Raw genomic sequence first — 24,631 nt, 5'->3', positions numbered from 1 at the left:
AGATCAAGGGTGCCGGGGTTTTCAACTGACATGGCGGCGTTAGGGTCGGAGGGATGAGGGTGCTTTGGATCATTCTGGCCGCGATTTTTGCGGCAAATGTGGCGCATGCAGATGTCAGCCCGCCGCGGCCCGTCGCGCCGGACCATGGCGGTACGGCGGTTGTCGTAACCGGCCCGGTCGAGGTTGTGTTCGATTGGTCCGAAGACAATTGCTATGTCGCGCAGATCCCGGATCTGCCCGTGCGCGCCTTCCGGGATGGTGACGATCAAGTGAACCTGATCCTGTCGCACACGGCGGCCCACCGGATGCGGGGGCCGGATTTCGGGTCGCTGGTGCTGGACTGCGCGCCGGTGTCCGGGTCGCGCAAATTGCCGGACCCGGAAAGCTATGCGGATCAGGAATGGATCGCCGCGGTTTATTCCGAAGATGGTCAGACCGTGCACGCACTGATCCACAATGAATTTCAGGGGAACTGGAAAAGTCATGAGGTTTGCGCGACGCGCGACTATTTCAAATGCTGGATGAACAGTATCACCTATGCGCGGTCTGACGACGGCGGCGCGACCTATGTCGCCCTGGATCCGCCGGATCACCTGGTGGCCAGCCTGCCGGACCGGTATCACCCGGATGAAGGCATCTATGGCCTGTTTTCCCCGTCGAATATCATCAAGCGCGACGGGTATTATTATGCCTATCTCAAGGCGCAGACCTATCCGCTGGAATTGCAGCACGTTTGCCTGATGCGCACGCAGGCGCTGGACGACCCGAAAAGTTGGCGTTTCTGGGATGGGCGCGCCTTTGAGGGCGTGTTTGTCGACCCCTATCGCGACGACCCGAACGTGGTCGAGCGGACCCCGAATTGTGCGCCAATCGCGCTGCCCCAGATCGCCGAGATGTACGAAGGTATCACGTGGAATACCCATCTTGGGAAATTCGTGCTGGTCGGGACCAGCAGCGATCCGACGCAAGAGCCGAACCTGTTCGGGTTCTATTATGCGTTTTCTGACGACCTGATCACCTGGAGCCATCGCCAGCCGCTGCTGCATGCGCGCCTTCCGTGGCGGTCGGATGGAAGCCAGACCAACTATGCCTATCCCACACTCATCGATCACCAAAGCCCTAGCCGGAACTTCGAAACGACCGGCGCGACTGGTTATCTTTATCTAACGCGCAACAACGCAGGGCATGGATCGCTGGACCGCGACCTGCTACGATTTCCCGTGGAATTTCGCCAACCCAACAGAGGTGAGGCTTGCGAAGCCCCCCCGAATTGCCGATATATCGCGCATTCCATCGGAGGTCGCCATGCGCGCACGCATCTACCAACCCGCCCGCACCGCCATGTCGTCGGGCACGGCCCGGACCCGCCACTGGGTCCTTGAATTCTCGGCCGATCAGGCGCGCCGGGTTGATCCGCTGATGGGGTGGACGTCGTCCGACGACACACAGACGCAGGTGAAGCTTACGTTCGAAACCAAGGCCATGGCCGTCGATTATGCTGAAGCCCACGGGATCGACGCTGTGGTCAGCGAACCCAAAATGCGCAAACCCAATATTCGCCCGGGCGGTTATGGCGACAATTTCGCCACCAACCGGCGCGGGGCGTGGACGCATTGACGCCCTGCCAGCTTCCCCTGCCGCACGACACCGAAGATTTCCAATTTTTCATTGAATGGAGGACGCCATGCGTCTGCTGACCGGAACGATTATTGCCCTTACACTCACCGCCCAGTCGGGCCTGGCCGCGCCTGCAACGCAGGCCGAGGCCGATCGCCTGACCGATCTGTTTCAGACCTATCTTGGGGAGTTGCCCGGGGCCGTCACTGTGACGCCGCAGGGTAAATCCTATGCGCTGTCCGTCGACCCAAACGCCTATGTATCGCTGATCCCGGATGACGATATTGCCGATTTCCTGAATTCGATCGAGGTGGATGCGTTCGACATGCATTTGACCGATCTGGGCGATGGCAAATGGCGCGTCACGGAAGATGAATCCTGGCGACTGGCCTTTGAGATTGCCGATATGATGGACTTCAGTGTCACCATGGACCGTGTGGTGTTCGATGGTATCTGGGATCAGGACCTGCTGGCGTTTCAAAGCTTCACCAGTTCGATTGACGGGCTAACGACCGCAAATCGGATGGTGGGCCCCGATGGCGAAGTGATGCAGGATGATGTGCAATCCTATGCCTCCATTCGCTATGCAGGTACGTCGCAGCGTGGCGCAAACGGCGGCGTCGATGCCAACTACTCCAGCGAGGTTTCCGGAATGCGGCAAACCACGTTGGTCCAAGAGTTCGGGGAACCGATCTCGATCGTCATCTCGGCCGAGAAATACGCCACCGACTCGACCACAACCGGCTTTCAGATAGCGCCGCTATTGGCGATGGTCGCGCAAGGGGTCGAGGTGATTGAATCTGGCGATCCCACCGCGCTGGACCTGGTTGGCCTGCAAGAGGACGCGCGCGGACACCTTCGGGACTTCCTGCCAATATTCGAGAACGTCGAGGCGACGTTCGACCTGGACAACCTGGCTGTAGAGTCGCCCTTCGGCGGTGGTTCGATTGATGGGATGTCGGGGACGATTGATGTCAACGGATTGGTGGATGAAGGCAAATACAACATTGCTTTGGCGCTGTCGGGGCTGGCTGTCAGCAGCGATGCGATTCCGCCGTTCTTTGAACCGCTTATCCCCAGTGACCTGTCGCTGGACCTGCGCGCAAATCGGTTCAATCTGAACGCGCCGGCCCGGACGCTGATCGACAATTTCGACTTTTTGACGGCGGATGTGATCGACCAGATGGTGCTGTTCCAGACCATCCCGCAGCTGTTGCCAACCGGATTGGTCGGTATTGATGTCGGACCCAGCAATGTCACCGCGCCGGCCTATACGCTCGACATGGAGGGGGGCGGCACTGTGGGCCTGACCGGCATGTCGCAGGGCACGGCCCGCTTTAGTCTGGAAGGGATCGACCGGCTGATTCAGGCGATCAACGCGATGCCGCCTGAAATGTCCGGTCAGGCGCTTGGCCCATTGGGTCTGGCGCAGGGGCTGGCCCGGCAGGGTGACGCCGGTGCCCTGTTCTGGGATATCGAATTCAACATGCCTAGATCGCTGAAGGTCAACGGAAACGAGATGATGCCGCAATAGGCGACGGGTCTTGCGCGCCAGACATCTTGGCTATTTGCTCGGATCACCAGATGCCCACGCGACCCCGTCTCCACGATCCATGGTTGCCATTTGAGCCATATCCGCATCGTCGATGGCGAAGGAAAACAAATCGATGTTCTGGCGCATTCGGTCAGGGTTCAGGCTTTTGGGGAGTACCGCGTATCCATTTTGCACACCCCAGCGGAGCAATAGTTGAGCCTCTGACACGTTGTATTTTGCGGCCATATCCTGAAACGCTGCACCATCAGCCTTCATTTCATCGGTCTTTGCGCTGTCCTGACCTTCCTCAACTCGCCACGTCGAAAGCGGTACAAGGCTGCTGTAGGCAATCGGTGCGATGCCGTTTTTGAACATGTAAGCAATCAGGTCCGGCTTTTGTGACCATGGGTGCAGTTCGATCTGGTTTGCGTCGGGCATCGGCAGCCCGGCTGCCTTGATCTCGTCCAGATGCTGTTGGTTGAAGTTGCTGACCCCAACGGATCGGGCTTTGCCGCTTTTCTGGATTTCCAGCAAGGCACGCCACTGTTCAACCCTCATGTCGCCGCCGTATGGGGCGTGGATCAAATAGAGATCAACGTAGTCCAATCCCAACCGAGCAAGACTTGCGTCGCATTCTGCGATTGTTTGCGCGCCTGTCTTGGGCGCATCACCCCAAGCCGGATTGCCCGGCCAAAGTTTGGCGGTCACAAACAGGTCTTCCCGACCAATGCCCGCGCTTTGCAGTCCCTTGTTGATGCCTGAACCGACTGCCACCTCATTTTGATACCCTGAGGCCGTATCGATATGCCGATACCCGGCTTCGATGGCGGCGCTGATCGCCGTTTCGGCCTCTTCGTTGGAAATAAGGTATGTGCGGATTGTGTTGAAAAACTCCGAAATCAGAGCGTCGCGGATTTCTTGCGAAAACCTATGAAGCGAAATAGTCGGAAAGCTTTGACCACGAGACAGCGCATGGCTGCGCGTGAGCGCATGTAGGCGATTTGGGCCGACCCCCGCGCCAAAAATTTAGGATCGGGCTGCATGGAAAGAAAAATCATCGTTCAGGCCCTAAAACGGAGTTTTTCAACACAATCGGCCGAACCCAACTGCCGGGATTACGGTGGTGGCATTCAGGGCGAAGGTGGGTTGCGTGGCTGACATAAGGGCACTCCGATCGGTGACTTGGCTGGGAGGAACCTAGGCATTTGGGTATGCAAGGTCCTGCCAATTTCTCCGACAGATTTGTCAATTCCTCCGAATGGCGCGTTTTTTGCGTGATTACTGGTTCTGGCTTCGTTAGGCATGAAACCCAAGGAGGGCATCATGTCATTCGAGCGATTGCAAAGCCTGGCGGAACGCTACATCGAGCAAATTGCTGATGTTACGGCAAAACCTCTGCCTTCCTTGCATGTGCTTCGCCAGGAGGATGTCAGTGCGTTCGAGGCCGTGATCTATAATCCTGTGATTTGTCTGATCCTACGGGGACGCAAAGAAACACGCATTGGCACACAATCCGTGTCGCTTGGTCAGGGCGACGCCCTATTGGTCAGCCATGATCTGCCTGTGGTCGCCAAAATCACCGAGGCCAGCCCGCAAGCGCCCTATCTCGCGCTTATCCTCGCCTTGGATATTGGCATCATTCGCAGCCTCTATGAACAAGTCGGCGAGGCCGTTTCAGAAGTCGCGAGCGCGAAGTCGCTTGCGGCCAGTGTGGCCGACCCAACTTGGCTGGCGCCCTTGGAACGATACCTCAAGTTGATGGATAATCCGCTGGAAGCGCAAGTCCTCGGGCCGCTGATCTTGAAGGAAATCCACTTTCAGCTGCTGATGTCCCCAATCGGCGGCATGCTCAGAAATCTCCTCTCGGTTGACAGCCATGCCAGCCGGATTGCCAAGGCTATCTTGCGGATCAGGGCAAGTTTCCGCGAACCGTTGATCGTGGCGGACCTGGCTGAGCTTGCGGGCATGAGCCAATCTTCGTTTCACGAGCATTTCAAATCGGTCACCGGCACCACGCCGCTTCAATACCAAAAGGACTTGCGGATGATCGAAGCGCGAAATCTTCTGGCGAGTGGTGCGCGCTCGGTTTCTGTCGCGGGTTTTGAAGTCGGATACGAAAGCCCCACGCATTTCAGTCGCGACTATTCCCGCAAATTTGGTTGCTCGCCAAAGCATCACCTCGCGCGGGCCCAATAGGCCACCGCCCCCCCGAAAAAAGGATCACCCTATGACCGCGGAATTTCTGTTTATCACGTTCACTCTGTTTCTGGCGGGCATGATCGCCGTTCCGCTGGCCTCACGCTTTGGGCTTGGGTCGGTGCTTGGATATCTGATCGCCGGCATCGCGATCGGGCCAGTGCTGCACTGGGCCGGGGTCGATGTTGTGGCGTTGCAGCATTTCACCGAATTTGGCGTGGTGATGATGCTGTTCCTAATCGGGCTGGAGATGCAGCCCAAGGTGCTGTGGGCCATGCGCGCGCGGATCTTTGTCATGGGTGGATTGCAGGTCGGGCTGACGACTGTTGGCGTGATGGCGGTGGCGATGTTGTTTGGGCAAGTCTGGACGGTTGCCCTTGCGATTGGTCTCATTTTTGCGCTGTCTTCAACAGCAATCGTGACGCAGACGCTGAACGAAAAAGGGTTGATGCGCAGCGATGGCGGGCAAGCCAGCTTTTCGGTCCTGCTGTTTCAGGATATTGCGGTGATCCCCATGCTGGCGCTTATCCCGCTGTTGGCGTTGCCTGAGCTGACCGAGGTGCTGCATCACGGCGATGATCACGGAGGCGGACACGGTGACACCGGCTTGAACCTGAGCCTTGTTGAAGGGCTGTCGGGCTGGCAAACCGCCTTGGTGACGCTGGCAGCCGTGGGGCTGGTCATTGTGGTCGGGCGCTATCTGACCGGTCCGGTGTTCCGCTATGTCGCCGCCGCGCGCCTGCGTGAACTGTTTGTCAGCACTGCCTTGATGATGGTGGTCGGCATTGCGCTTTTGATGACTATCGTGGGGCTGTCTCCTGCGCTTGGGACGTTTCTGGCCGGTGTGGTGATGGCCAACAGCGAATACCGGCATGAGCTTGAGAGCGATATTGCTCCGTTCAAGGGGATTTTCCTGGGCGTATTTTTTATCACCGTTGGCGCCAGCATCGATTTCGCCCTGCTTGGCGAAAATCTTGCGTTGATTGTCGCGCTGACCCTTGGGCTGATCGCGCTCAAAGCTGCCGTGATGTTTGGGCTTGGCCATGTCTTCAAGCTGAGTGGGGGGGATAAGTGGCTATTTGCCCTTGGCCTGGCCCAAGCGGGTGAGTTTGGCTTTGTTTTGGTGTCCTTCACCGTTGCCAACGCAGTCGTTCCCGGGCCGATTGCGGACCTCTTGCTGCTGGTTGTCGCGCTTTCCATGTTGCTCACACCTGCGCTTTTCATTTGCTACGACAAGCTTATCGCGCCGCGATATTCACGTCAGCAGGCGCAGGATGCCGATGAAATCACGTCTGACGCAAAGATCATTATTGCGGGGCACGGTCGTTTTGGCGGCATTGTGAACCGTGCGCTTCAAGCGGCTGACTATGAAACCACGGTGATCGACTACAGCAACGAACAGCTTGCCATGCTTCGTCGGTTCGGTCTCAGCGCCTATTACGGCGATGCAACCCGTCCTGATCTGCTGCACGCCGCGGGGATCGACGACGCCAAGGTTCTGGTCATCGCCATCGACAACAAGGAGGCCGCAACCGAACTCGCCCGCTACATGCATGAACATCACCCAAAGGTGCATGTCGTTGCCCGCGCTATTGACCGCTGGCATGTTTATGATCTTTGGGCTGCGGGATGTCGTGATATCATTCGGGAAACCTACGACAGTTCGATCCGCGCGGCGCGCTCGGTTTTCGAAGCTATTGGCCATCCGCGCAGTCAGGCCGAGAAACTGATCGGCGTCTTCGAAGAATATGATCGCAAGACGATGGTGGAAACGGCACAGGCGTTCATCCAAAGTGACGATCCCCACAGCGAAAATAGCGCATACTCCCAATTGGTCCGTGACAACCTGGAATTATGGGAGGCTGATCTGAAAGTAAAAATGCAGGATGCACGCGGAGGAGAGTGAATGTCAGGAATGTTGCGAAGTGGGGTGACTTGTCTTGCGGACACGAACGTCTGAACTGAACAGCGTTTGAGACCCTGGATGGTTCGAGATTCTGCAGGACTGTTCAATGCCCGCTTCGACCGGCGTTTCGCACACTTACACCTTGATCGCTATGCAACCGAAGATCGCAGCTGCCATACCAAAACCGATCCGAAAGTAATGGATTGTTAGCCATTGGTTCAGCTTGGCCGCGCCCGCCGCTTCATCCATGGTCCCACTTGCAAAAGCAGTGTTCGTCGGAACGAAGAATGCGAACGTCAGGATTGCGACAACCACGATGCAAGCTGTGCTCAGCAGCCAATAAATCAAACTCGGGCTGCCCCACGATAACCAGACTGAGCCAATCACGCCAATCAAGGTCGGCATAAAAATCAGGGGGATTGATCTGGATACGAACTGGTTGTTTGCAGCGAACCAATCGAGGAACTCTTTGGTTGGAAGGCTGCGCCAGTATCCTCCGAGCGTTACGCCAATGCTCAGCATGACGCCCGCAAAGCCTGCGGCGCCACAGATGGCGAGAATTTTGAACGCTGCCTTGATCATGATCCGGCCCCCTTGTCTTTCGTGCTGAACCACATCCGCCAGATCAGCCCGTCTTTCTTGATGAAGTGGTGATAAAGCGCGGCCCCCGCGTGAAGCGCGAACAGCGCCAACATCAGTCTTGCCCCCAGGCCGTGTGGCCCGCGCGGAAGAAACGCGGAAAAATCAGGCAAAGGCCCTGCCTCTGCACCAAACAGAATGCCGATCGCACCCGAAATCGCGAGGGTTCCGATCCCGCTCGCCACCATTCCAAGGATGACAACATAGAACAGCACGTGGATCGCCTTGGCAGTAAAGGTCTGCCAGGCTGGATCACCGGCCACAGGTTTCGGTTTCTGATCGACCTGCCACCACCAAAACAGCCGCAACAGCGTCAACAGCAGGATCACGACACCAAGCGGGACGTGAAACATCAAGATGGCTTCCTTGGCGGCGCTGTCGGTCATCGATGCTGCCCTGAAACCGGACCCCAGCATGGCAAGGATGAAGATGGCGCTGAGCCAATGAATGGTGACCGCAACGGACCCATATTTGGTTTGCGTGCTTTTCATGTGAAATTTCTCCGCTTATAACGTGCCTACTTGCCCGTAAGTGCCGCGCGATAAGCAACGTTGATGAGGTAGCCGCCGAGAAATTCGTCGCGCGTCAGAAACGCATCGTCATCCGTGTCGGCGCGGCGGAAATCCGAAACCATCGATTTGTGATATTCACGCCGCGTGATGTCGCCGTCGCCGTCATGATCCCACACCGCAAAGACGATCTTCTGCGCAGTTTCATAGGCGCGCTGCTGGCCCACATCTTCCGCGATGAAGTTGAATCCAAAGTCCCAATCAGTGAATTCTTTCAGGTCAACTGAGCCGTTGTTGTCCTCGTCCATGGACACGAAGATTTCATTTCCGAAACTGACAAATTCGCCCATATCGGCGCCGCCGGTCGGGCTGATTTCCATTGATCCGAATATGATTTCTGCAAGTTCGCGCCCCGGTGTCATCTCGTCCGATCTGGCCATGGTCGTGGCTGAGCACGCAAGAATTAGCGCGCAGGTTGTTGCTAGCTTTTTCATTTCTACGCTCCATCCGGTTCTTTTTGCATAGCATGCTATGTACTATTACATAGTAAGCTATGCAATGCTAGAATTCACCATGGATTTTGATCGCAAGACCTCGGCGGGATACCTCGTGAACTATATGGCCCGGCTCTTTGCCGAAGGGTTGCGTAAGCGTATCGCGCCGCTTGGCATCGTTCCCGGCCAGTTCCCCGCGCTTTTGGCGCTGTGGGAGCGTGATGGGCTGACCCAGAAAGAACTCCTCGAACAAGTGGCTATCGAGCAGGCGACGCTTGCGAATACGCTTGCACGGATGGAGCGTGACGATCTGATTGTCCGCAAGGAACATCCCGCTGACGCAAGGGCGCGCACAATCCACCTGACTGAAAAGGCGCGGTCAATTCGTGATGCGGCATATGAGGCGGCTGAGAAGACAAATGCGGAAGCGCTGGACGGGCTTACTGCTGCCGAGCGTCAAGAATTTCTGAATCTCATGCAAAGGACCATCAGATCCCTGCAAGCGGATGATAGTTCCTGAATTCTGCTGGCTAAAGCGTTTCGGCTTGAACCTGAATCGCGAGGGATTCCCTTGAGACCTGATCTGTGATTCATCCTGTTTGGGAGGATGGATCATGTCAGCACCTTTGCCATCTGCGCTTCGGATACGGTTTCAGAGATACATTGAAGAAGGGTTGAGCGGGCGCGCGGCGGCGTTGCGGTTGAAGCTGTCGCCTGCCACAGGCGCGCGGTGGGCGCGTCAGGTGAGGATGAAGGGTCATGCGGAACCTGCCCGGCAGGGACCGCCGCGCGGCAAGGGAAAGCTGGCTCCGCATCGGGAATTCTTTGAGGAGTTGATCGCACAAGACCCTGACATCACGCTCTTTGAGTTGCGTAATGCGCTGGCCGATGCAGAGGGTGTGCGGGTGCATCACTCCTCCATCGCCAACCTTCTGTCCCGGCTCGGCTTCACGTACAAAAAAAGTCGCTGGTCGCAACCGAGCGCCGCCGCGCCAAGGTAAGGCAGCAACGGGCCGACTGGTTCAGATACCGCTCGCCAGCCATTGCGACCTTTCCTGAGCGCGTTGTCTTTATTGACGAAACCGCAGTGAAGACAAACCTCACGCGCCTACGCGGCAGAGCCAAGCGCGGTAAGCGCCTGACGATGGATGCGCCCTTCGGAAGCTGGGGAACCCAAACCTTGATCGCGGGCCTGACCCAAGGCGCGCTGATCGCACCTTGGGTCATCAAGGGAGCGATAGATGGCCCCGCCTTCGCGGCCTACATCCGCGAAGTGCTGGTCCCCGAGATCAACCCCGGCACTGTCGTCATTCTCGACAACCTGGCAACCCACCGGAATAAGGAGGCGACGCAGGCTTTACGCAATCACGGCTGCTGGTTCCTTTACCTGCCACCGTACTCGCCCGACCTGAATCCCATCGAGCAGGCCTTCTCTAAACTGAAAGCCCATTTGCGACGGATCGGGGCCAGGTCCTTTACCCAGGTCTTCGAAGCAATCGGAGCAATCTGCGATCTCTACGACCCAGTAGAATGCTGGAACTACTTTAAGGCCGCCGGATATGTCTCAGGTTAATGTCGAAACGCTTTAGGACGAGCGACCAGCGCCTAGGCGGCCACAGACTCGCCCGGTGGTTCCTTGGCCCCTGTCATAAATGCGACGGCGTCTGACATTGAGTATTCCTTGGGATCAATAATGCAGAGCCTTTTGCCGAGACGGTGAATGTGTATCCTGTCGGCAACCTCAAAGACGTGCGGCATGTTGTGACTGATCAGAATGATCGGAATACCGCGCGATCTGACATCCTGGATCAACTCCAGAACCCGCCGGCTTTCTTTCACGCCAAGGGCAGCAGTTGGTTCGTCGAGGATGATCACGCGTGAGCCGAACGCGGCGGCGCGGGCCACTGCCACACCCTGACGCTGACCGCCCGATAAGGTTTCGACGGTCTGATTAATGTTCTGGATTGTCATCAGGCCGAGTTCGGAGAGTTTTTCGCGGGCAAATTTCTCCATCGCCGAGCGGTCAAGCTGACGAAGCACCTTGCCCATGAAACCGGATTTGCGGATCTCGCGCCCCATGAACATATTGTCGGCAATGCTGAGGGCCGGGCTGACCGCCAAGGTCTGATAAACAGTCTCGATACCGACTTCGCGCGCGTCGATCGGCGATGAAAAATTTACCTGCTCACCGTTCAGATAAACCTGCCCTTCGTCGGGTGTCACGGCCCCGCAGAGCGCCTTGATCAGGGTAGACTTGCCGGCCCCGTTGTCCCCAATGACGGCGAGGATTTCATCAGGTCGAAGTTCAAAGTCACAATGATCAAGCGCGACCACACGGCCATAGCGTTTGACAAGATTGCGCGCCGATAGAATGGGCTCTGTGCTCATGCCGAAACCTTTCTGATCCACTGATCGACTGTTACCGCGCCAATGATCAGCACCCCGATAAGCAGGAACGTCCACTGCGCATCAGCGCCAGCCATGCGTAGCCCCATCTCGAACACACCAACGATCAGCGCCCCAAGGAACATGCCGATAATCGATCCGCGGCCACCGAAGAGAGAGATTCCGCCAATCACAACGGCGGTAATGGATTGGATATTGCCTTGCACCCCGGTTGACGCCCCCGGAGAAATCGCACCGAACCGACCGATCGCAACCCAGGCAGCAACGCCGCAGAGCAATCCGGCGATGGTGTAAACCTGTAGAATTGTATTCTTGGTGTTCACACCTGCGAGTTCTGCGGCCTCTGGATCGTCACCCACCGCGTAAACATGGCGCCCCCAGGCCGTATTGCTCAGGATGTAGGAAAAGACCAAAACGAGCGCCAGAAAAGCAATCACGCCATAGGTTACTCGGGCGTCGCCAATCCTGAAAATCTGTCCCCAGAAATGGAGTGCAGGCGCCTGTTCGGCGATGTCCTGACTGCGGATCGTTTCATTTCGTGAATAGATGAAGTTTGCCGCCAGAATGATCTGCCAGGTTCCCAGCGTCACAATGAAGGGCGGCAGTCGCAGGCGCGATACCATCCAGCCATTGCAAAACCCCATGAACGCGCCAGCAGCCAGGCCGATGACGATGGTGAATTCTGCCGGAATTCCATAACGGAAACTGAACTGCCCCATGATGACAGACGTGAAAACCAGCATCGCGCCAACAGACAGGTCGATGCCGGCTGTCAGGATTATCAGCCCCTGCGCAATCCCCAATATCCCCACAATACCAACCTGTTGGAGGATCACCGACAGTGTATTGACCCGGTAGAAATTCGGGTTGATCAGGCCGAAAACGATGATTGCGACAATCATGACGACAAGCGGGACCAGGAAGGGGTACTTGTGCAGGCTGTCGTGCAGGAACTTGACCGGACCTTTTTCATGATCGTCAAAATCGGCGACCTGCTCTGGCGTTTCAGATTTCACGGCCTGTTCGAAATCGTCTTTGTCGGCTACCACTGTCATCCCCCCGGAGTCTCCCGCGCGAAATTGCGGGTGAAAAAAAGGGGGCGGGCCCAATGCTCGCCCCCTTCAATGTCAGTGTTGTTTTAGACGTGTCCGCAGGTCAACCCCAGCAGAGCTCAAGTCCCTCAGCGACACTAATCGACGGCACGCCATCTACGGGCTTGTCCGTAATCAGCGCCACGCCGGTGTCAAAGAAGTTCTTGCCCGGCGTTGCTTCTGGCAGGGTGCCGTCTTCGGCGAACTTGGCAATCGCCTCGACGCCGAGTGCGGCCATCAACAGCGGATACTGCTGCGAAGTCGCATCAATGATGCCAGCAGCAACATCCTGAACACCCGGGCAACCACCATCGACACCTGTGATGATGACATCATCGGGATCGGTGCCCATCGCCTTCATTGCTTCCCAGGCGCCCGAAGCGGCAGGTTCATTGATTGCGTAGACCACGTTGATATCGGGGTCGATCGCAAGAAGGTTTTCCATGGCTTTGCGGCCACCTTCAGGGTTGCCCTCGCTGACGTCGTTGCCAACGATCCGAGGATCGTCTTCGTCGCCCCAGCGGTTTGGATCGTTCAGCTCAATACCAAAGCCATCCATGAAGCCCTGGTTGCGCAGCACGCCGACCGTTGGTTGTGCCGGGTTGATGTTCAGCCCGGCAATTTTGGCGTTCGCTGCGGCTTCTTCGCCCATCGTCGCACGCGCCCAGGCACCTGCCAGTCGACCGGCCTCAAAATTGTCGGTGGCAAAGGTCATGTCTGCGGTGTCAATCGGATCGAATGGCGTGTCGAGTGCGATGACCAGCAATCCTGCTTCGCGCGCACTCTCTACGGCCGAGATGAGTGAGTCCGGGATGGACGGTGTGATCAGAATTCCGCCCGCACCGTTGGCCACGCAGGTTTCGATCGCCGCAATCTGAGCTTCGAAATCGGTGTCGAATGCACCCGAAAACGTTGACAGTTCAACGCCAAGTTCTTCGGCCTTGGCCTGAGCACCTTCGCGCATCTTCACGAAGAATGGATTGGTCTCCGTCTTTGTGATCAGGCAAGCGCCCGTTGAATGGCTTGCCGCAAATGCGGCACTGGACGCCGAGATCGCCATGGCTGCAAGTGACGCTCCTACAAGTAACTTCTTCATGAAGTCTCCTCCCATTAACTTCGTTTCCAATCGTTTCCGGACATCATTTCCGATCCAGAACTTTCCCACGGTAGGGTGCAGCAGATTGGGATGTCAATAAGTAAACAAAGTTGACTAATAAATTGACAAGTGCCGAGGGCCTAGTCATTTTTGGTGAGATGACCTTGCAGGAACATTCAGATCGTCGTTCAGACATCGCCGTTCGCGACCCCGAGGGCGGCGCAAACCAGACCGGTCTGCGTGATCAGAATGCGCGGCTGATCCTGTCCTACATCCGCCGCCATGGGGAAATGGCCAGCGCTGAGATTGCGCGCCGGTCTGGTCTTTCGGCGCAGACCGTTTCGAATATTGTCAGATCGCTGGAGGCCGATGACCTTGTCCTGCGCGGTAAATCTGTGAAGGGCGGGGTTGGCAAACCTTCGACGCCGGTCGCGCTGAACCCTTCCGGCGTCTATGCACTGGGTCTGAGTATTGGGCGACGCTCAATGGAAGCGGTTTTGATTGATTTTCGTGGCGAAGTTGTCGAGCGCCGCCGCCAGGCATACTCTTTCCCGACACCGAAAAATGTTCGCAAATTCCTGAGGCGCTCGATGACGTACTTTCAGGAAACGCATCCAGATGCCTGGAAAAAGGTGACCGACATTGGTGTCGCCTCTCCCTATTGGCTGTGGGATTGGTCCGACGTTTCCAATGCGCCGACCGAACGAATGCTTCAGTGGAAAGATGTCAGTGTCGCCGACATTGTGGCCGAGGAGTCAAAGCGCCGTGTCGTCTTCGAAAACGATGCGACGTCTGCGTGTGTCGCCGAGCATATGATCGGAAAGGGCGGCCAGTTCTCCGAATTCCTGTACATTTTTGTGGGTTCGTTTGTCGGGGGCGGCGTGGTGCTTGGCGGAAAAGTCTTCACCGGCAGATCGGGGAATTCCGGTGCGCTGGGACCATTGCCCGTTCCAGACGGCCAAGGTGGCGTGACGCAGCTGTTGAATGTTGCATCACTGAACGTTCTGGAAGGGCAATTGACGGCAGCGGGCTGGCCGGCCGATGTACTTCGTTCAGATCCAAAAGATTGGTCGGGGTTCGAGCCGCACCTGACAACCTGGATCGACAAGGCCGCCGACGCATTGGCCACCGCCATAACCGCTGCGGCGTCGGTCATCGACATCGAAGCGGCAATCATGGATGGCGCGTTTCCACAGGGCGTTCGGCAGCGGCTTGTCGAACGAACGTCCGCACGGCTTGAAGAAAGCGATCTGGCCGGGTTGGCACCGCTTGTGGTCCTGGAAGCATCCATTGGCAGATCTGCACGTTCGATGGGGGCCGCGCTGCTTCCGATCCGGGCGAACTACTTCCTTGCTTAAACCAACAAATGAAAACGAAGCCGGAGATTGAAATGCAAGCGGGCACTGACAGATTGAACCAGAAACTGGATCGCATTCGCAGCGGAGATTATCAGCCGCAGGACTTTGTGATTGCGGACGCCAAAGATGGGGACATGGGCGGCGGTGCCGGTGCAACCGGGATCGACCCCGTTACGGGCATGGCGTTCCCGGCCTCGGTCTACCGCAGCGCAATGAAAGATATGGTTGCCTCAGGACTGGTGGATATCATGCTGATGTCGCTGTCGTCTGCCGAGGCGCTCACCTCGGACGGAGTGTTTTCTGCAAGCGATGTGACGCCGGCGGTGCGGTTGAACGAAGGCACGGATATCTGGGGCCATCGAGGTGCGAATTACCGCAATGAACAGGCCCGGCCGTTTCGCACCGCCCGTATCGACCGCGCGCGCGCGTTGTGTGACCTGGGCCTATATGCGGTGACGTTTTACAATGACGTTGACCGGGATATTGCCGCCCTCGACGTCTATGGTGCGTTTCGCGATCAAGCCAGCGAAGCCGGAATGCGGCATTTCCTGGAGGTGTTTAACCCGGCAATGCCGATCGACACCGCTGGCGAAGAAATCGGGATTTACATCAATGATGCCATCGTGCGCTGTCTTGCCGGTGTGGCGAAATCCGAACGACCGTTGTTCCTGAAAATCCAGTATAACGGCGCGCGCGCCATGGCCGAACTTGCGGCGTTCGACCCCGAAAACCTGACCGTTGGCATTCTGGGCGGCGGCGCCGGAACAACCCGCGATACCTTCGAACTGATCAGCCAGGCCGAGCGGTTCGGCGCGCGTGTGGCCCTGTTTGGGCGCAAGATCTACTTTGCCGAGGATTCGGTCGAAATCGTCCGCTCGATGCGGCGGGTGGTCGAGGGCGAACAGTCGAGCACCGATGCGGTCAAAGCCTATCACGACCACCTTCAGAAGACCGGAGTATCCCCGGCCCGAACGCTTGAAGACGATCTTCAGATCACTGACCCGGTCTTGCTGCCCGAAGCGCAATGATCGTCGGGTCGCCCGATCGCAAAGGTATTGTCACCGGCGGAACATGGTGCGCAGACCACAACAAATTCGTGTCGCACTGGCCGGGCGAAGAAGAGGTGGTCGAGATTCTGACCAACGAGGTCCGCGGTGGCGGATCGGCCTGCAACCTCGGCATTGATCTGAAGCGACTGGACAATGATATTCCGGTCTCGACAATCGGATTAATCGGCGATGATGAGGATGGGCGCATCCTGATTGCAGAAGCCGATGCTGCAGGTATCGAAAGATCCGGTCTTGTGATCGCCAAGGCTGCCAATACTGCGCATACCGACGCGTTTACGGCAGCAGACACCGGAAGACGCACGCATCTTTATTTGCCGGGAACCGCCGCACAGCTTTGCCCTGATCACTTCGAATTCTCGGAAACCCAGGCCCGTTTCCTGCACCTCGGCTTGCCAGGGGTTCACCCCAAATTGGATCGCGCGTGGGATAATGATGAGAACGGCTGGGTCACGGTGCTGAAAAAGGCGCAAGCCGCGGGCCTAGCGACAAATCTGGAGCTGTGTTCGATACCGGCGTCGCGCATCGCTGAGCTTGTCCGGCCGTGCCTGGCCCATCTCGATCTGCTGATCGTCAATGACTTCGAAATCGCGGCGATATCCGGACATGAAACCAGCCCCGGGACCGAAGTGGATGTCCAGCAATGCCTGACGGCGGCACGCAAGGTACTGGCCATCGGGTCGATGCAGATGGTCGTCGCGCATTTCCCAGCTGGAGCGGTCGCTGTCAGTTCAGGCGGGGCAGAGATCCTGTTGCCATCGGTCAATATTCCGCCGGGGGAGATCAAGGGAACCAACGGTGCGGGCGATGCATTCGCAGCCGGCGTGCTTTATGGCCTTCATCAAGACTGGGGCATGGAAGAAGCCGTCAGGCTTGGTCATGCCTCAGCAGCGGCATCGGTTCGAGGGCTGGGTACGACAGATACTGTCGTTGCGTGGCGTGATTGCCTAACCCTGGCATCCAACTGGGGATGGCGGAAGGAACTTTGAGCAAAGTCGCGCTGCGCAGACATCGGGTCAATCGAAGCGAGTGACGGCATTGTCCGGATTAAGGTGCGCCAAGATTTGCAGACGCTATTGGGGCTACTGGTCTAAAGGTCAGCCGTCTTTTCTGGCGCGCTTCATGAAGAGCCTTTCATCTATCAAAAACAGGCCGAGGAATATCACGGCCATACCCACAACATGCGCAAGTTGCAGCCTTTCATTCAGCAGCCAAGAACCGAGGATCAGGGCTGTGATTGGCGCGATAAACGTGAGTGTCGACGTTTTGGTTGCACCCGCTCGCGGAAGCATAATGAAAGCAATCTGGAACAAAAGCCCAGTTAGAATGACTCCCGAAAACGCAATTGCGGCCCATGTTGAGGGGCGAACCATGGTTGGAGCATCCTCGAAGAAGAAAGCAGTTATCAACATGAAGGCGGCGGCACAGGTGAAGGCCCAAGTGATCATGACAATTGGATCAAGATCCGTAATTCGCCTTACCCAGTTTAGGCCAATTGCGAATCCCAAAGGCGCCAGAAGGGTGATCAATATGCCAAATAACCGGGTGTCCTCGCCACTGCCAAGCGAAGGCAGGGTTAGTAAGAATATTCCGCAAAACCCCGTCAGGACACCCAGGAACTTCAATGGGGTCGCCCGTTCCCCGCCCGGCCAAACGTGAGATATCAACACTGTAAAGACGGGCGTCATCGCATTGATAATTCCTGCCAAACCCGACTCGATATATTGCTGCCCGACAGGAAATGCGGTCATTGGCATCCAGAAAAAGAGCACGCCCAGCATCGCCAACGCCCCTAGCTGTGGGATCCCAGCCTGCCAGTCACGCCCACTGACGATCAGGAACACCCAACTCACCAAGGCTGCCGGGCCCACGCGACTCAGGGCGGCAAAAAATGGACCCATGTCGCGCAGCATTATTTCGTTAAAGAAAAGCGTAGAACCAAAGGCCATGCCCAGAAGCACGATAATTATCCAGTCGCGATCCATGGTAAGCAGCCTCTAGCTTGCCGGCTCGACCACGGTTACAACCATCGACTGGCGCACCGTATAGCCGAGCTTTTGATAGACATGCTTTGCGGCCTCATTCGCGCTTGCCACATGGAGATAGGCCATTGCCCCGCGCGCCAGAATGCGCTGGGTGAGTTTCAGGCATAGGGCCAGCGCCATGCCCCGACCGACGAAGTCTGGATGGGTGCAAACTCCGCTGACTTCAACAAATCGCCCTTGCTTTAATCGTTCGCCAGCTATGGAAACGATCGTCCCTTCAGATCGAATGCCCCAATATTCGCCAAGCACGGGCGTGCGCAAAGAAAACGGCCCCGGCTTGGTGAGCTGTGCCAATGCTAACATCCCTTCGGCGTCTTGCGCATTGAGGCGCTCCAAAGTGTGGTCGGCAATTGTTGGGTTTAACATAGTTTCGGCGCGCATCTGGCAAAAATTCAACACAGCGGCCAATTGCGCCCCAGGTGGGCAATCAATCGGCGTGCTCTGGCCGGTAACGACCGGTCCGTGTTCCGCTACCAGATCACACAGTTCGGCCAAGCTCTCATCGCTATCGTCAATTGTTGCGCCGAGTGCGCTGATCTCCGGATCAAAGCGCATCGCGCGCATTGTGCCAACGGCGAAAGGTCTGTGGTCCGTGGAAAGTGAGGTCCAGATTGGCCGTTCCAACGCAGTGCTATTCAATTTGGTTCTCCTCTGGTTCGATGAAAAGTTGCCGATCAGAGATTTGGTCTTCGAGTCGATCCAATAGGGACAAGAAGTGTTCGGACTGATCGCCCAGAAGGGTCACCAACCGGCGCTCAATCAAAGGCCAAAAGTGCTCTTCCGCATAATCGAGGAGGTCAGTGCCGCTATCGGTAATGCTGATCAGACGGATCCTTTTGTCCTTTGATCCGTGTTCAATGCGTACGAACCCTTGTTTGGAGAGCTGGTTCACACTTCTGGTGACCCCCGGCTGACTAACGCTGAGGCTGCCTGCCAACTCACTGATCGGGAGCGCGCCATTTTCGCGGAGCACTGTCAGAAGTGGATAATGGTGAACCGGTATGGGCACGCCATGGGCTTCCATCAGGTCCTGCGTGTGGCTGCGCAGCCGTTCGCCAATTCGGATTAGCCTGGAACCAAGGATTGGCATCCCGCGCTGGCGAATGACGTCTATTTTCATGACAGTTCCTCGCATTTATATAATCAGTAATATAACTGGTTATTGAAATCAAAATCATTGTTAGTGATGGCCGAATGAGTCCTTAATCTGCCGCTGGTTATCGGCACCAATGACCGGTCGCCGAACAATGCCTTATCAATGAAACGCAACATGGTTAGGGCGCTGGCCACGGCTGTGATCCGAAGCAGGCCATATGAAAATGCAGACACTCGAGCGGCATTGATGGTGACGTCAGATCGATCACGACCTGCGACGCGCCTGCCATTCAGTTTTCGGTCATATTCCCGTCGAACAACAAAGCGCCCAGAAGCGGGCCGCGCGCTCCCAATTTGGCCGTCACAATCTCGGATTGGAAATGTTCAGGCAACTTTGAATGATGTTTCCGCAGCCTTTCCAAATAGCCCCCGGCCAGTCCGATACTGCCGCCAATCGCAACCCGATCGATGCCGAGCAACACGGAAAGGTCGCAAGCCAGATCAGATATTGCGCAGGCCGATGCATCAATCAGGGTGTTGGCCCATTTGGCCCCAGATTGGGCTTCGATGAAAACGGCACGCGCGTCCATCTTAGGGTGCCCCAAAGCGCGCGCCGCACCTGCAATGGGCAAACCGCTTGCGATGCTTTCGACAGTTCCAAACCTGCCGCTGCCGCAAGATCGCGTTTCTCCTACACCGGATGCAAAGCCAAAATGACCAGCCAGGCCGTTCGGACTTTGGTGAAGCTGACCATTCAGGATTAACCCGCCGCCAACACCGGTGGACACGGTGACATAGACGAAGTTCCTGTGCCCGCGCCCGGACCCTAAACGATGTTCGGCAAGTGCTGCGGCCGCCGCGTCGTTGATGATCGAGGCGGGACCGATCATTTCTTCGATGCTCGTCGCCAAGGGATAACCCTTGATATCAGAAAGCGTCTCGGAATTAACCGCGTGCCAACGGCCCCCGTTGTCCACCCGCCCGGTCACTGCAACACCAAGGCGGTCACCGCGTCGGTAACACAGTTGTCTCAGTTGAACGCACATTTGCCGGACCAGCGTGCCTGGGTCAGTCGTACCGTCGGTCTGATACTGCGTCTGTCCCATGATCTGGCCGTTCTCGAAACGGGCGATGGCGGTTTTCGTACTTCCAATCGCCCAGCAACGGGTCATTGGTCTTCGTCAGAAACGCGCCGAGTTCTGCGTGCATGGACTGCTTTGTCGCGGCGTGCGACGGGCGATCTGAAAGGTTTGTCACCTCTCCGGGGTCGGCGTCCATATCAAACAACTCCTCGGCCATGCCGCGATGCCAGACGTATTTGAACCCACCCTGTTTGATCATCCGCCAATCCGTCACCTTCATCCAATCCCCGAGGGGTTGGTGCATGGCAAATTGTGCTGGCGGGGCCTTCGAGGCGACAAACAGATCGCGCCCCGCCCAATCCGCACGCGCAGCCAAGTCGCATAGCGCTGAGAGTGTCGGCGCTATGTCCACAAGGCTGGCAGGCGTGTCGCTGGCACAGGCCTTTCGTCCTGGCGCGTTGATGATCAGCGGCACGCGGATCGATTCCTCGAACGGAACCATCTTCTGCCACAACCCGTGCGCCCCGAGGGTCTCTCCGTGGTCCGAAGCGAAGACGACGATGGTACTGTCATCCAGGCCCTCGTCGCGAAGCGTGCCCAGAACCTGCCCGACGAAATCGTCGATCATGGTCACGAATCCCCAATAGACAGCGTAAGACGCACTCCAAAGTTCGAAATCTGTGCCGTGGTCGTTGAACAGATCGCGATAGTAACTTGTTGCGTGCGCCGGATGTTCACCCGGTTGCGGGCCGAAATTGGTGGGCCTGGGCACGTCGGCGGGGTCATACATGCTGAAATAAGGCTCTGGGATCATGAAGGGTGGATGCGGGCCGTTATAGGAACAGACCTGAAAGAAAGGCCGATCCAGGTCGCGGGTACGGATCTGGTTGATGGCGAAATCGGTGATGTAGGCCTCGTTCGTCTTGTTCACGGCCAAGTTCTGGCGGTGCACCTTGGGGATCGACATCGATGGGGTGCGTGTCGTGCGGGTCGCCGGATCGTTGAACATCCAGCCGTCGATCAGCCCCTGATCACGGCACCATTGGCTGTATTCGGGCGTGCTGTCCCCGGCGTGCCGGTCGGTGAAGTCGGTGATGTTGCCCTCACCCATGTGCCATTTGCCAGCATAGTTGACCTGATACCCCGAGGTGCGGAAGTGATCGAGCATCCCGCAGCTTCGCAGATGCCCGGTCTGGTTCGACATCATGTCGTTCTGCGTCGGATACAGCCCAGTGAACAAGGCGGCGCGCGATGGCAGGCAAAGCGGGCAGGGGGTGATCGTGTTGTTGAAGGACGTCCCCGCCGCAGCGATACTGTCGATGTTGGGCGTGCGACAGGGCGTTAGCCCGCGATAGCCCAACGTGTCGGGGCGCTGCTGGTCGGTGAGTATCAAAAGGATATTTGGCCGGCTCATTGTGCCGTCGCGCCCTGATAGGCCGTCGTCGCATCAAACTGCCCCGATCCGGTACGCCACTGGCCGTTGAATTTGGCCACGCAGTCGCGCAGCGGGTCGTCAACGCTGGCGGTTTGCGCCATCAAAGCGGCGCGCATCTCGGCCAGTTTCGCCTGTGCCTGCGGGCTGCAGACCAGGTTTCGCATCTCGCCCGGATCAACACTCAGGTCATAAAGCTCGTCATAATCCCCCGGAGAGAACACCAGCTTCCACCCGTCATCCGACACCAGAATGCGCTGAGAATAGAGGAAGCGCAGGCCGTGGTATTCTGCCAGAAGATAGTCGCGCCGAACGTCGGTATCACCGCAGACCGCAGCTGACAGATCGCGCGCGTGGCGCGCGCCGCAGTCAATTCCCATCAGGCCCAGGGCGGTCGGCAGAATATCCATGTTCAGCGCCAGATTGTCGCGTCGCGCGGGCGGCAGGCTTGGGTGGCTGAATACCATTGGCACGCGCATCGCTTCCTCATACGGCAGGCCCTTGTCGATCAAACCACCGTGCGCCCCGGTCATATCGCCGTGGTCCGAAGTGAAGACGATCAGCGTATCTTCGATCCGCCCCGTGGTACGCAGATGATCCAGCAGCCGCCCGATCTGGCTGTCGAGCAGCGCCACATGGTCGCAATAGAGGCCGATGTAGTCGACAAGGTCAGCCTCCGTCTTTGGGTGGGCGCGGTAGAAGTCATCGCGTTCGCGTTTCACCCGCGCGGGTTTGTCAGACAGGTCGTCGTGGAAGTTGGTCCAGGGTTGCAGTGCATCCCGGTCAGTGTGCTGCCAGAAGTCGTCCGGGATCAAATGCGGGCCGTGCGGGTCCCAGCGCGTGGTACATGTCGCAATTCGTACCCATGCCGTGGCGGAACGCATAATCGCCAGTGAACATTGAAGCGCGTGACGGCGTGCACAGCGGGCTGGTCGCATAGCTGCGCGCGAAGCTGACGCCACCTGCGATCAGCGTGTCGATGTGCGGCGTGCACGCGGGCACTGTTTTGTCAGGGCCGACGACATCGTGGCGCAGCTGATCCACCCCGATGAACAGCAGGTTCTTCATGGCGCGTCGTCGTCCACCAGATGGCAGGCGGCGAAGTGGTCACGGCCATTTCGGGTATGGCGCTTCAACTCAGGCACGTCGGTGCTGCACCGCGCCACTGCTTTTGGACAGCGCGGATGAAACGGGCAGCCGCTGGGCGGATTCACCGGGCTTGGCACGTCGCCTTCCAGCACAATGCGCTTGGATTTGCGGTCCAGATCGGCCACCGGGATCGCCGACAACAATGCCTCGGTATAGGGGTGCAGCGTGTCGGCATAGATGTCAGCGGTGTCGCAGAGTTCGACAATCCGGCCCAAATACATCACGGCGATCCGGTCACACAAATATTCCGTCACCGACAGGTCGTGGGTGATGAATACATAAGTCAGATTACGTTCGACCTTCAGGTCCATCAGCAGCTTCAACACCTGCGCCTGGACCGAGACATCCAGCGCGCTGACGGCTTCGTCACAGACCACGAGCTCTGGCCCGACGCACAGCGCCCGCGCGATGCCGATCCGCTGACGCTGACCGCCCGAGAACTCATGCGGATACCGGTCCATGTATTCGCGCCGCATATTCACGGCTTCCAACAGATCACCGATGATGCGGCGACGCTCGGCCTTGGATTTAACGCCGTATTGTTTCAACGGATCCTCAAGCGAGCCGAAGATCGTGAACGACGGGTTGAGCGAGGAATGCGGGTCCTGAAATACGATCTGGAGCTGTTTGCGATAGGGCACCAGTTGATCGTCGGACAGGCCGCGCAGTTCGACCTCGGCGCCGTTGTTATCGTAGATCACCTCGCCATCCGTCGGACGCACCAGTTGCAGGATGGACTTGCCCAGCGTGGTCTTGCCACAGCCGCTTTCGCCGACGAGCCCCAGAACCTCACCGCGAAGCACGTCAAGATCGACGCCATCGACCGCTTTGACGTGGCCGACGACGGTTTTGAACACGCCCGCGCGCACCGGGAAATAGGTTTTCAGATCACGCAGTTTCAGGATCGGCTCAGGCATCCTCGGCCACCTTTCTGACATGGTGGCAGCGAACGCGGTGGGTTTCTGACAGGGTGTCCTCATCCGGCATGACCTTGCAGGCGTCGGTCGCGAAATCACAACGCGGTGCAAACTGGCAACCGGTGGGGCGGTCATAGGCGTCCGGCGTTGCGCCCCGGATCGACTTGATCTCCTTATCGCGGCCACGCCCCAGCACCGGGATCGAATCCAGCAATCCGCGGGTATAGGGGTGGCGCGGGCGGCGCAGGACGTCATCGACGGTGCCCGCCTCGACAATATTGCCCATATACATCACCGCCACATCATCGGCGAGTTCGGCAATCACGCCCATGTCGTGCGTGATCAGCATGATCGCGGTGCCGTTTTCTTCCTTCAGCTTGTTCATCAACGTGAAGATCTGCGCCTGAATGGTGACATCCAGTGCGGTTGTCGGCTCATCCGCGATCAGAATCTTTGGATTGCACGACATCGCCATGGCGATCATCGCGCGTTGGCGCATGCCGCCGGAAAACTGGTGCGGAAATTCGTCCGCGCGCTTTTCAGGCAGCGGGATACCCATATCGGACAACAATTCAACAACCCGCGCGCGCCGCGCGGGCGCGTCGAGGTCGGTGTGATAGCGCAGCGCCTCTCCGATCTGATAGCCGACGGTGTAAACCGGGTTCAGCGCGGTCATCGGATCCTGAAAGATCATCGCGATTTCTTCACCGCGAATGGCACGCATCTGGGCCCCGTCGCGATCAAGCTGGTCGATGCGGATGTCGCCACGGTCGGAATGATAAGTGATCGCGCCGCCCTCGATCCGCGACAGGCGCGGCAGCAGTTGCATGATGCTAGAGGCCATCGCCGATTTGCCGCAGCCGCTTTCGCCGACGATGCCCAGGGTCTTGCCTTTGCGGATCTCGAAAGAAACGCCGTTCACCGCTTTGTTGCAGCGCCGATTGGTGTAGAAAAACGTCTGTAGATCATCAACGCTGAGGGCCAAATCGCTCATCCCG

At 57.7% G+C, this 24,631-nt stretch carries 25 protein-coding genes and 1 pseudogene; 10 read left to right on the top strand and 16 right to left on the bottom strand.

Annotation, left to right across the window (positions count from 1 at the left end; genetic code table 11):
• The first annotated feature begins 59 nt into the window (after positions 1-59).
• From GKR99_20335 to GKR99_20325, 3 genes are all read left to right on the top strand, one after another.
• Complete coding sequence (locus GKR99_20335; GenBank protein ID NKB29768.1) at positions 60-1,382, top strand: hypothetical protein; 1,323 nt, start codon at positions 60-62, stop codon at positions 1,380-1,382.
• Positions 1,306-1,617: an ETC complex I subunit gene (locus GKR99_20330; GenBank protein NKB29767.1), complete on the top strand. Its 312-nt coding sequence runs from the start codon at positions 1,306-1,308 to the stop codon at positions 1,615-1,617. Before GKR99_20335 ends, GKR99_20330 begins: the two co-directional genes overlap by 77 nt.
• 67 nt (positions 1,618-1,684) lie before the next feature.
• The gene (locus tag GKR99_20325; protein NKB29766.1) at positions 1,685-3,151 is read left to right on the top strand and encodes a hypothetical protein; all 1,467 of its coding nucleotides are present in this window, start codon (positions 1,685-1,687) and stop codon (positions 3,149-3,151) included.
• Between the two features lie 30 nt (positions 3,152-3,181).
• Here GKR99_20325 and GKR99_20320 read toward each other — a convergent pair whose 3' ends face one another.
• On the bottom strand, positions 3,182-4,093 hold the full coding sequence (locus tag GKR99_20320) for an aldo/keto reductase (protein ID NKB29765.1): 912 nt from the start codon (positions 4,091-4,093) through the stop codon (positions 3,182-3,184).
• Positions 4,094-4,474: 381 nt separating this feature from the next.
• Here GKR99_20320 and GKR99_20315 point away from each other — a divergent pair, with 381 nt between their 5' ends.
• Entirely contained in the window at positions 4,475-5,347 is an 873-nt protein-coding gene (locus GKR99_20315) for a helix-turn-helix domain-containing protein (protein ID NKB29764.1), read from the top strand.
• A gap of 31 nt (positions 5,348-5,378) precedes the next feature.
• Positions 5,379-7,253, top strand: coding sequence for a potassium transporter (locus GKR99_20310; protein NKB29763.1), 1,875 nt, complete (start codon positions 5,379-5,381; stop codon positions 7,251-7,253).
• A gap of 135 nt (positions 7,254-7,388) precedes the next feature.
• On the opposite strand, the gene GKR99_20305 is transcribed toward GKR99_20310, so the two are convergent.
• The 3 genes from GKR99_20305 to GKR99_20295 are packed head-to-tail and all read right to left on the bottom strand — an operon-like array spanning position 7,389 to position 8,895.
• Positions 7,389-7,835, bottom strand: coding sequence for a DUF1772 domain-containing protein (locus GKR99_20305; protein ID NKB29762.1), 447 nt, complete (start codon positions 7,833-7,835; stop codon positions 7,389-7,391).
• Positions 7,832-8,383 carry a cytochrome B gene (locus GKR99_20300; protein NKB29761.1) on the bottom strand — a complete coding sequence of 184 codons (552 nt, stop codon included), beginning with the start codon at positions 8,381-8,383 and terminating at the stop codon, positions 7,832-7,834. The genes GKR99_20305 and GKR99_20300 overlap by 4 nt, the downstream gene beginning before the upstream one ends.
• A 26-nt stretch (positions 8,384-8,409) precedes the next feature.
• The gene (locus GKR99_20295; protein NKB29760.1) at positions 8,410-8,895 is read right to left on the bottom strand and encodes a signal transduction protein; all 486 of its coding nucleotides are present in this window, start codon (positions 8,893-8,895) and stop codon (positions 8,410-8,412) included.
• Between the two features lie 79 nt (positions 8,896-8,974).
• On the opposite strand from GKR99_20295, the gene GKR99_20290 reads away from it, so the two are divergent.
• On the top strand, positions 8,975-9,415 hold the full coding sequence (locus GKR99_20290) for a MarR family transcriptional regulator (protein NKB29759.1): 441 nt from the start codon (positions 8,975-8,977) through the stop codon (positions 9,413-9,415).
• 94 nt (positions 9,416-9,509) lie between these two features.
• Positions 9,510-10,468 (top strand): annotated as a pseudogene (locus tag GKR99_20285) (IS630 family transposase).
• Positions 10,469-10,500: 32 nt separating this feature from the next.
• Here the strand turns inward: GKR99_20285 and GKR99_20280 are convergent.
• The 3 genes from GKR99_20280 to GKR99_20270 all read right to left on the bottom strand — a co-directional run bounded on the left by GKR99_20280 (position 10,501) and on the right by GKR99_20270 (position 13,488).
• Positions 10,501-11,283, bottom strand: a complete 783-nt coding sequence (locus GKR99_20280) for an ATP-binding cassette domain-containing protein (GenBank protein NKB29758.1) — start codon at positions 11,281-11,283, stop codon at positions 10,501-10,503.
• Positions 11,280-12,356: an ABC transporter permease gene (locus GKR99_20275; GenBank protein ID NKB29757.1), complete on the bottom strand. Its 1,077-nt coding sequence runs from the start codon at positions 12,354-12,356 to the stop codon at positions 11,280-11,282. Before GKR99_20275 ends, GKR99_20280 begins: the two co-directional genes overlap by 4 nt.
• Positions 12,357-12,456: 100 nt before the next feature.
• Complete coding sequence (locus GKR99_20270; GenBank protein ID NKB29756.1) at positions 12,457-13,488, bottom strand: substrate-binding domain-containing protein; 1,032 nt, start codon at positions 13,486-13,488, stop codon at positions 12,457-12,459.
• A gap of 110 nt (positions 13,489-13,598) precedes the next feature.
• On the opposite strand from GKR99_20270, the gene GKR99_20265 reads away from it, so the two are divergent.
• Genes GKR99_20265 through GKR99_20255 form a run of 3 tightly spaced genes read left to right on the top strand, consistent with a single transcriptional unit; the run spans position 13,599 to position 16,902 of the window.
• Positions 13,599-14,846 (top strand): ROK family protein, encoded by a 1,248-nt coding sequence (locus GKR99_20265; GenBank protein ID NKB29755.1) that lies wholly within the window; start codon positions 13,599-13,601, stop codon positions 14,844-14,846.
• A 32-nt stretch (positions 14,847-14,878) separates the two neighbouring features.
• Positions 14,879-15,874, top strand: a complete 996-nt coding sequence (locus tag GKR99_20260) for a hypothetical protein (GenBank protein ID NKB29754.1) — start codon at positions 14,879-14,881, stop codon at positions 15,872-15,874.
• The gene (locus GKR99_20255) at positions 15,871-16,902 is read left to right on the top strand and encodes a carbohydrate kinase family protein (GenBank protein NKB29753.1); all 1,032 of its coding nucleotides are present in this window, start codon (positions 15,871-15,873) and stop codon (positions 16,900-16,902) included. The genes GKR99_20260 and GKR99_20255 overlap by 4 nt, the downstream gene beginning before the upstream one ends.
• 108 nt (positions 16,903-17,010) lie before the next feature.
• On the opposite strand, the gene GKR99_20250 is transcribed toward GKR99_20255, so the two are convergent.
• From GKR99_20250 to GKR99_20210, 9 genes are all read right to left on the bottom strand, one after another.
• The gene (locus GKR99_20250; GenBank protein NKB29752.1) at positions 17,011-17,898 is read right to left on the bottom strand and encodes an EamA family transporter; all 888 of its coding nucleotides are present in this window, start codon (positions 17,896-17,898) and stop codon (positions 17,011-17,013) included.
• Between the two features lie 12 nt (positions 17,899-17,910).
• A complete protein-coding gene (locus GKR99_20245; GenBank protein NKB29751.1) occupies positions 17,911-18,582 on the bottom strand; it encodes a GNAT family N-acetyltransferase in 672 nt (223 codons plus the stop codon).
• Positions 18,583-18,589: 7 nt separating this feature from the next.
• Positions 18,590-19,093 carry a MarR family transcriptional regulator gene (locus GKR99_20240; protein NKB29750.1) on the bottom strand — a complete coding sequence of 168 codons (504 nt, stop codon included), beginning with the start codon at positions 19,091-19,093 and terminating at the stop codon, positions 18,590-18,592.
• A gap of 250 nt (positions 19,094-19,343) precedes the next feature.
• Entirely contained in the window at positions 19,344-20,225 is an 882-nt protein-coding gene (locus tag GKR99_20235; GenBank protein NKB29749.1) for an ROK family protein, read from the bottom strand.
• The gene (locus GKR99_20230) at positions 20,122-21,549 is read right to left on the bottom strand and encodes a sulfatase-like hydrolase/transferase (protein NKB29748.1); all 1,428 of its coding nucleotides are present in this window, start codon (positions 21,547-21,549) and stop codon (positions 20,122-20,124) included. The genes GKR99_20235 and GKR99_20230 overlap by 104 nt, the downstream gene beginning before the upstream one ends.
• A complete protein-coding gene (locus GKR99_20225; protein ID NKB29747.1) occupies positions 21,546-22,505 on the bottom strand; it encodes a sulfatase-like hydrolase/transferase in 960 nt (319 codons plus the stop codon). The genes GKR99_20230 and GKR99_20225 overlap by 4 nt, the downstream gene beginning before the upstream one ends.
• Complete coding sequence (locus GKR99_20220; GenBank protein ID NKB29746.1) at positions 22,351-22,635, bottom strand: sulfatase-like hydrolase/transferase; 285 nt, start codon at positions 22,633-22,635, stop codon at positions 22,351-22,353. The genes GKR99_20225 and GKR99_20220 overlap by 155 nt, the downstream gene beginning before the upstream one ends.
• On the bottom strand, positions 22,632-23,633 hold the full coding sequence (locus tag GKR99_20215) for an ATP-binding cassette domain-containing protein (protein ID NKB29745.1): 1,002 nt from the start codon (positions 23,631-23,633) through the stop codon (positions 22,632-22,634). Before GKR99_20215 ends, GKR99_20220 begins: the two co-directional genes overlap by 4 nt.
• Positions 23,626-24,627, bottom strand: a complete 1,002-nt coding sequence (locus GKR99_20210) for an ATP-binding cassette domain-containing protein (protein NKB29744.1) — start codon at positions 24,625-24,627, stop codon at positions 23,626-23,628. The genes GKR99_20215 and GKR99_20210 overlap by 8 nt, the downstream gene beginning before the upstream one ends.
• Between the last annotated feature and the right edge of the window lie 4 nt (positions 24,628-24,631).

It is taken from the genome of Paracoccaceae bacterium (assembly GCA_012103375.1).
Lineage (GTDB): Bacteria > Pseudomonadota > Alphaproteobacteria > Rhodobacterales > Rhodobacteraceae > WLWX01.
The sequence above is the reverse complement of the archived record's forward strand: the minus strand, read 5'-3'. Positions and strand labels throughout refer to the sequence as shown.

Bases quoted from the DNA above. Each gene is read 5' to 3' on its own strand.
- GKR99_20240 (NKB29750.1), bottom strand. From the start codon at position 19,093: ATGCGAGGAACTGTCATGAAAATAGACGTCATTCGCCAGCGCGGGATG.
- GKR99_20215 (NKB29745.1), bottom strand. From the start codon at position 23,633: ATGCCTGAGCCGATCCTGAAACTGCGTGATCTGAAAACCTATTTCCCG.
- GKR99_20300 (NKB29761.1), bottom strand. From the start codon at position 8,383: ATGAAAAGCACGCAAACCAAATATGGGTCCGTTGCGGTCACCATTCAT.
- GKR99_20280 (NKB29758.1), bottom strand. From the start codon at position 11,283: ATGAGCACAGAGCCCATTCTATCGGCGCGCAATCTTGTCAAACGCTAT.
- GKR99_20255 (NKB29753.1), top strand. From the start codon at position 15,871: ATGATCGTCGGGTCGCCCGATCGCAAAGGTATTGTCACCGGCGGAACA.
- GKR99_20210 (NKB29744.1), bottom strand. From the start codon at position 24,627: ATGAGCGATTTGGCCCTCAGCGTTGATGATCTACAGACGTTTTTCTAC.
- GKR99_20225 (NKB29747.1), bottom strand. From the start codon at position 22,505: ATGCGACCAGCCCGCTGTGCACGCCGTCACGCGCTTCAATGTTCACTG.
- GKR99_20325 (NKB29766.1), top strand. From the start codon at position 1,685: ATGCGTCTGCTGACCGGAACGATTATTGCCCTTACACTCACCGCCCAG.
- GKR99_20295 (NKB29760.1), bottom strand. From the start codon at position 8,895: ATGAAAAAGCTAGCAACAACCTGCGCGCTAATTCTTGCGTGCTCAGCC.
- GKR99_20330 (NKB29767.1), top strand. From the start codon at position 1,306: ATGCGCGCACGCATCTACCAACCCGCCCGCACCGCCATGTCGTCGGGC.
- GKR99_20275 (NKB29757.1), bottom strand. From the start codon at position 12,356: ATGACAGTGGTAGCCGACAAAGACGATTTCGAACAGGCCGTGAAATCT.
- GKR99_20270 (NKB29756.1), bottom strand. From the start codon at position 13,488: ATGAAGAAGTTACTTGTAGGAGCGTCACTTGCAGCCATGGCGATCTCG.
- GKR99_20220 (NKB29746.1), bottom strand. From the start codon at position 22,635: ATGAAGAACCTGCTGTTCATCGGGGTGGATCAGCTGCGCCACGATGTC.
- GKR99_20305 (NKB29762.1), bottom strand. From the start codon at position 7,835: ATGATCAAGGCAGCGTTCAAAATTCTCGCCATCTGTGGCGCCGCAGGC.
- GKR99_20315 (NKB29764.1), top strand. From the start codon at position 4,475: ATGTCATTCGAGCGATTGCAAAGCCTGGCGGAACGCTACATCGAGCAA.
- GKR99_20310 (NKB29763.1), top strand. From the start codon at position 5,379: ATGACCGCGGAATTTCTGTTTATCACGTTCACTCTGTTTCTGGCGGGC.
- GKR99_20290 (NKB29759.1), top strand. From the start codon at position 8,975: ATGGATTTTGATCGCAAGACCTCGGCGGGATACCTCGTGAACTATATG.
- GKR99_20260 (NKB29754.1), top strand. From the start codon at position 14,879: ATGCAAGCGGGCACTGACAGATTGAACCAGAAACTGGATCGCATTCGC.
- GKR99_20230 (NKB29748.1), bottom strand. From the start codon at position 21,549: ATGAGCCGGCCAAATATCCTTTTGATACTCACCGACCAGCAGCGCCCC.
- GKR99_20250 (NKB29752.1), bottom strand. From the start codon at position 17,898: ATGGATCGCGACTGGATAATTATCGTGCTTCTGGGCATGGCCTTTGGT.
- GKR99_20235 (NKB29749.1), bottom strand. From the start codon at position 20,225: ATGACCCGTTGCTGGGCGATTGGAAGTACGAAAACCGCCATCGCCCGT.